Raw genomic sequence first — 5,659 nt, 5'->3', positions numbered from 1 at the left:
ATTTCTCGTGTTGGAGGAAGCTATGGATCATCCTGCGGGGCTCGTGTTCGACGCCTACGGGACGCTGCTCGACGTCGCCTCGGTGGCCGCCGCCTGCGAGGCCCGCTGGCCTGGGCGCGGCGCGGCCCTGACGACGCTCTGGCGCGAGCGCCAGCTCCAGTACTCCTGGCTGCGCAGCATCATGGGCCGCCACGCCGACTTCTGGCAGCTCACCGGCGAGGCGCTCGACTTCGCCTGCGCCGCGCTCGGGCTCGACCTCGCCCCCGCCGACCGCGAGGCGCTCCTCGCCGGCTACCTGCGCCTGTCGCCCTTCCCCGAGGTGGCGTCCGCCCTCGGCCGGCTCGGCGGGCTGCGCAGGATGGTGCTCTCTAACGGGACGCCCGCCATGCTGCGGGCCGGCCTGGAGCACGCCGGGCTCGCCGGCCACCTTGAGGCCATCCTTAGCGTCGAGGACGTCGGCGTCTTCAAGCCGGCCCCGCCGGTCTACGCCATGGCCACGGCGCACCTGGGGTGTGCGCCCGCCGACATCCTCTTCGTCTCCTCGAATGGCTGGGATATCGCCGGGGCCGCGTCGTTCGGCCTGCGTACCGCATGGCTCAACCGGGCCGGCGCGCCCGCCGAGCGGCTCGGCGTCGCGCCCGAGATCGTCGTGCCCGACCTCGCCGCCCTGGCGGATGTGATCCTGGCGTAGGGGCGCAGCGCGCTGCGTCCCTACGTGATGTTCGCCTCGATCAGGCGCTCGACGATCACCACATCGCGCCAGACCTCGTCCAGCTTCGCATGGTTCTCGTACACGCCCACCTCGCGGAAGCCCACCGAGCGCAGCATCGTGCGGCTGGCGATGTTCTCGACGAAGACGCGCGACACCAGCTTCCAGATTCCCACTGGGGCGACGGCGTCGATCAGGGCCAGGATCGCCGCCCGGCCCGCGCCCTTGCCCCGGTAGCTGCGCTCAACGTAGACTGAGAACTCGGCGACGCCGTCGTAGCAGGCCCGCGGTCGGTAGGTCGAGCTGTTCGCGAAGGCGCGGGTCGCCCCATTCACCTCAGCGACCACCACCGGGTGGCGGCCCTGGAACCAGCCCAGGATGTCGGCCTCGCTGCGCGGCTGCGTCTCGAAGGTGGCGATGCGATCGGTGATCCCCTGGTTGTAGATCGCCGCGATCGCGGCGGCGTCTGCGGGGGTGGCGGGTCGGGTGGTGATCATCAGGCGTTTACATCGACAACAGTGCGGCCACGGACCTGGCCGTTGGTGATCGCCTCACAGGCGGCGGGCAGGGCGTCGAAGGGGATGACCTCGGTCATGCGGTCGATCAGGCCCAGGGGCAGGTCGCGGGCGATGCGCTCCCAGGCCGCGCGGCGCTCAGGGAGCGGCACCATCACCGACTCGACGCCGAGCAGGGCCACGCCGCGCAGGATGAAGGGCAGCACGGTGGTGCTCAGCTCGAAGCCGCCGGCGTTACCGCAGGCGGCCACCGCGCCGCCGTAGGCGGTGGAGCGCAGCAGGCCGGCTAATGTCGTCCCGCCGACCGTGTCCACCGCGCCGGCCCAGCGCTCGCTCTCCAGCGGCTTGCCCGGCCCCGCCAGGGCCGCCCGGTCGATGATCTCGTGCGCGCCGAGCGCCCTGAGGTAGTCGGCCTCCTGGGGCCGGCCGGTCGATGCGACAACCTGGTATCCGGCGGCGGACAGCAGGGCCACGGCCACGCTGCCCACGCCGCCGGCCGCCCCAGTAACGACGACATCGCGCCCGCCGGGGCGCAGGCCGTGGCGCTCAAGAGCCTGCACGCAGAGCATGGCGGTGAATCCCGCCGTGCCGACGCCCATGGCCTGGCGCAGCGAGAGGCCGGCCGGCAGCGGCACCAGCCAGCCAGCCTTGGCGCGGGCCAGCTGGCTAAAGCCGCCCCAGTGGCGCTCGCCCACGCCCCAGCCAGTCAGGATCACCTCGTCGCCGGGGGCATAATCGGGCGATGCCGACTCGACCACCGTGCCGGCGTAGTCAATCCCGGGAACCATCGGGCTGCCGCGCAAGATCTTGGCCTTGCCCGTCACCGCCAGGCCGTCCTTGTAGTTCAGGGTGGAGTAGGCCACCCGCACCAGCACCTCGCCGGCGGGCAGCTCGGCCATCGGCACGTCGCGGATCGCAGCGCTGCGCGAGCCGCCGCCCTCCTCGACGACGAGGGCGCGGAAGGTCTGATCTGACATAGGTATGTCTCTCCCATAGGGTACGGCGCGGCGAAGCCGCCCCATAGTACTGTTATAGTAGGGTTTGGCGGCTTTGCCGCCAAACCCTACTATAACGAAAAGGTCGCTTGCGCCAGGGCTGGCTCGATTATAATAGCCCCTGAGCGCTTTGCCAAACAGGAGGGTGCGATGATCCAGCGCGTCGACCATCTCGTGATTCTGGTGGATGACCTTGAGCGGGCCAGGGCCGACTACGCGGCGCTGGGGTTTGTGGTGGTGACGGGCGGCGAGCACGCCGACGGCCGAACCCACAATGCCCTGGTGAGCTTCGCCGACGGGGCCTACCTGGAGCTGATCGCCTTCAAGCAGGAGGCGCCGCAGCACGTCTGGTGGCACCACGTGGCGGCGGGCCAGGGGCTGATCGACTTCGCCCTGCTGCCCGGCGACACCGCCGAGGATGTGGCGGCGGCGCGGGCGCGCGGCCTGGAGATGGACGGCCCCTACCACGGCGGGCGCAACCGCCCCGACGGGGTGCGCCTGGAGTGGCAGACGGCCCGCGCCGCCAGCCCGGAGCTGCCCTTCTTCTGCGGCGATGTCACCCCGCGCGCGCTACGGGTGCCCGGCGCCGACACCTGGGATCACGACAACGGCGTGCGCGGGCTGACGCGGGTGAGCGTGGCCGTGCGCGACCTCGACGCCAGCGCGGATCGCTACGCGGCCCTGCTCGGCAGCCGGCCGCTGGCGGAGCTCGGCCGCCGCCTCTTCAAGCTCGGAGAGACCTACATCGCCCTGCGCAGCCCCGGCCCCCACGAGCCGGAGAGCGCGCCGATCGCGGCGCGGCTGGACGCCCGCGGCGAGGGGGTCTTCAGCTTTACGCTGCGCAGCGAGAGCCACGCCGTGGAGCTGTGCGACCTCGGGCTGGCCCACGGGGCGAGGATAACGATAGACTGAACATGACAGGCTATCGAGAACGGCGATAGAAAGACGATGATCGAACAGCGTGAGCGACTCCTCGCCCTCATCCTTGAGCTGCACGCCCAGATTCGCGACGCGGTGGTGGCGGCCTGCGAGCGCAGCGCCGTCGATGAGCTGGCGGGCGTGGTCGAGGACGAGCAGGCGGGCGACACGATCTACGCGGTAGACCGGGTGAGCGAGGAGCTGCTGGTGGGCTTCTTCGCCGAGCGGGTGGCCCCGACATGGCCGATGGTGCTGGTGGCCGAGGGGATCGCCGGCGGGCAGATCGTGCTGCCCGAGGGCAGCCCCGAGGAGGATGCGGCCATCCGGGTGCTGGTGGACCCGATCGACGGCACGCGCGGGCTGATGTACCAGAAGCGCAGCGCCTGGGTGCTCACCGGCGTGGCCCCCAACCTCGGCGCGGGGACGCGGCTCAGCGATATCGAGCTGGCCGTGCAGACCGAGATCCCGCTGGTGAAGCAGCACCTGAGCGATCTGCTCTGGGCCACCGCCGACGGCCCGCTGCACGCGGAGCGCTATAACCGGCTGACCGGCGAGCAGACGCCGGTGCGCCTGCGGCCCTCGCGGGCGGCGAGCATCGCCCACGGCTTCGCCATGATCAGCCGATTCTTCCCCGGCGCCCGCGAGGAGCTGGCCGCCATCGACGAGGCGCTGGTGCGGGCGACCCTCGGCCCACCCCAGGCCGGCAAGGCCCAGTGCTTCGAGGACCAGTACATCTCTAGCGCGGGCCAGCTCTACGAGCTGATCGCCGGCCACGACCGCTTTGTGGCCGACCTGCGCCCACTGCTCGACCGCCACATGGCCGCCCGCGGCGAGGCGCTGGGCATCTGCTGCCACCCCTACGACCTGGCAACCATCCTGATCGCCCGCAAGGCCGGGGTGCTGCTGAGCGATGACCGCGGCGGCGATCTGGACGCGCCGATGGACATCCACGCCGATGTTGGCTGGGCCGGCTACGCGAACGCGGCGATCCGCGCCCAGGTCGAGCCGGCTCTGCTCGGCGCATTGAAGTCACGGGGATACCTGTAGGGGCGCAGCAGCTGTCAATTGATGGGGGCTGAGTTATCACACGGGGAGCTGCTGCGCCCCAACGCCAACGAAAGAGCCTATGCCATCAGAGCTCGACAGATTTATCGCCCAGGCCCGCGCTGAGCGGGGCGGGCTCTTCGCGGCGGATAGGCCGATCACGGTGGCCCGCGCGCCGGGCTGGGTCGATCTGCTCGGGGGCGCGGTGGCCTACGGCGGCGCCCTCGCCCTGGGCTGGCCCACCGGCGGCTCAAGCTTCGCCGCGCTCCAGCCCGACCCCGAGCCGCTGATCCGCATCCGCGCGGGGGATGTGGAGGCCAACCTGCCGGTGGATGCCCTGCGCGCCGACGGGCGGCCCCGCGAGTACGCCGAGGTTGCGGCGCGGGTGGCCGCCGCCGCGCCCCCCGGCGCGCCCTGGTGGCCGGCGGCGCTGGGCGCCTGGGCCGCCCTCATGCGTGAGGAGTTCGTCGACTTCGCGGGCGGGGCGCGGCTGCTGCTGCGCCCCGCCGACGGGCCGGGCGCCCGCGAGAGCTGGGCGGCGGCCACGGCCCAGGCGCTCGTGTCGGCCTACGGGGTGCGGATCTCCCCGCGCGAGCTGGCCCTCGGCTGCCGGGTGGCGCTCGACCGCGTGGGCGGGCGGGACGGCGGGGCGCTCGGGGCCATGGCGAGCGTCTGCGCGCCGGCGGGAGAGCTGCTGCTGCTGCTCCCGCAGCCGGCATGGCATTGGGGCGGCCTGCACATGCCCCACGGGTCGGCGATCTGGGTGCTGCGGGTCGGCGACGGGCCGGCGCGCGGGGGCGAGGCGCGCTGTCGGGCCGCCGGGGCCATGGCCTACCACATGATCGCCGACGCCGCCGGGCTCACGCTGGAGCAGGCCGACGCGCGCTGGGGCGGCTACCTGGCCAGCGTCGGCACCGCCGGGTTCTCCCGGCGCTACCGCGACCTGCTGCCGGCCCGGCTGGGCGGCGCCGACTTCCTGGCCCGCTACGCGGCCCCGTCTGGCGTGGAGATCGCGCCGGACGAGAGCTACCCACTGCGGGCGGCGGCGACCCTCGCCGTCGAGGGGCACCTGCGCTCGCGCAGCGCCGTGGCCCTGCTGCGGGCGGCGGCCAGCAAGGCCCAGCGCGAGGACGACCTGCAGCTGGTGGGTGAGATGATGGCCGAGTCCCACTGGCTCCAGCGGGCCGCCGGCCTCGGCGACGCCCACGCCGACCGGCTGGCCGACATGGTCGACGCCGCCGGGGCGGAGCGCGGGCTGATGGGCGCGCGGGCGCCCGCAGCCGCCAGCGGGGCCACCCTGGTGGTGCTGGCCCGCGCCGGCGCCGAGGATGAGCTGCGCGCCATCGCCGAGGCATACGCCCAGGCCTGCGGCGAGCCGGTGCGCCTCTTCGGCGGCAGCGCGCCAGGCGCCAGCCCCGCCGGGACGCAAGAGATAGCCGATAGCCGATAGCCGATACGGGTGAGGCACAAAGAAACCT

The 5,659-nt window shown here is 72.9% G+C and carries 6 protein-coding genes; 4 read left to right on the top strand and 2 right to left on the bottom strand.

Annotated elements, in window-relative coordinates; all coding sequences use genetic code 11:
- Nucleotides 1-7 precede the first annotated feature (7 nt).
- Nucleotides 8-691 carry a haloacid dehalogenase type II gene (locus tag K2Z83_RS19890; RefSeq protein ID WP_370650226.1) on the top strand — a complete coding sequence of 228 codons (684 nt, stop codon included), beginning with the start codon at nucleotides 8-10 and terminating at the stop codon, nucleotides 689-691.
- 20 nt (nucleotides 692-711) lie between these two features.
- Here the strand turns inward: K2Z83_RS19890 and K2Z83_RS19885 are convergent, their stop codons facing one another.
- Nucleotides 712-1,206 (bottom strand): arsinothricin resistance N-acetyltransferase ArsN1 family A, encoded by a 495-nt coding sequence (locus K2Z83_RS19885; RefSeq protein ID WP_220596936.1) that lies wholly within the window; start codon nucleotides 1,204-1,206, stop codon nucleotides 712-714.
- Complete coding sequence (locus K2Z83_RS19880; protein WP_220596935.1) at nucleotides 1,206-2,201, bottom strand: MDR family oxidoreductase; 996 nt, start codon at nucleotides 2,199-2,201, stop codon at nucleotides 1,206-1,208. Before K2Z83_RS19880 ends, K2Z83_RS19885 begins: the two co-directional genes overlap by 1 nt.
- Before the next feature lie 168 nt (nucleotides 2,202-2,369).
- On the opposite strand from K2Z83_RS19880, the gene K2Z83_RS19875 reads away from it, so the two are divergent.
- The 3 genes from K2Z83_RS19875 (at nucleotide 2,370) to K2Z83_RS19865 (ending at nucleotide 5,631) form a co-directional block, all read left to right on the top strand.
- Nucleotides 2,370-3,131, top strand: coding sequence for a VOC family protein (locus K2Z83_RS19875; protein ID WP_220596934.1), 762 nt, complete (start codon nucleotides 2,370-2,372; stop codon nucleotides 3,129-3,131).
- Nucleotides 3,132-3,167: 36 nt separating this feature from the next.
- Nucleotides 3,168-4,184 carry an inositol monophosphatase gene (locus K2Z83_RS19870; protein WP_220596933.1) on the top strand — a complete coding sequence of 339 codons (1,017 nt, stop codon included), beginning with the start codon at nucleotides 3,168-3,170 and terminating at the stop codon, nucleotides 4,182-4,184.
- A gap of 79 nt (nucleotides 4,185-4,263) precedes the next feature.
- Entirely contained in the window at nucleotides 4,264-5,631 is a 1,368-nt protein-coding gene (locus K2Z83_RS19865; protein ID WP_220596932.1) for a hypothetical protein, read from the top strand.
- Nucleotides 5,632-5,659 lie beyond the last annotated feature (28 nt).

Source organism: Oscillochloris sp. ZM17-4, from assembly GCF_019599295.1.
Classification (GTDB): domain Bacteria; phylum Chloroflexota; class Chloroflexia; order Chloroflexales; family Chloroflexaceae; genus Oscillochloris.
The sequence above is the reverse complement of the archived record's forward strand: the minus strand, read 5'-3'. Positions and strand labels throughout refer to the sequence as shown.

Coding starts and splice junctions, on each gene's coding strand:
- K2Z83_RS19885 (WP_220596936.1), bottom strand. CDS start 1,206: ATGATCACCACCCGACCCGCCACCCCCGCAGACGCCGCCGCGATCGCG.
- K2Z83_RS19880 (WP_220596935.1), bottom strand. CDS start 2,201: ATGTCAGATCAGACCTTCCGCGCCCTCGTCGTCGAGGAGGGCGGCGGC.
- K2Z83_RS19875 (WP_220596934.1), top strand. CDS start 2,370: ATGATCCAGCGCGTCGACCATCTCGTGATTCTGGTGGATGACCTTGAG.
- K2Z83_RS19870 (WP_220596933.1), top strand. CDS start 3,168: ATGATCGAACAGCGTGAGCGACTCCTCGCCCTCATCCTTGAGCTGCAC.
- K2Z83_RS19865 (WP_220596932.1), top strand. CDS start 4,264: ATGCCATCAGAGCTCGACAGATTTATCGCCCAGGCCCGCGCTGAGCGG.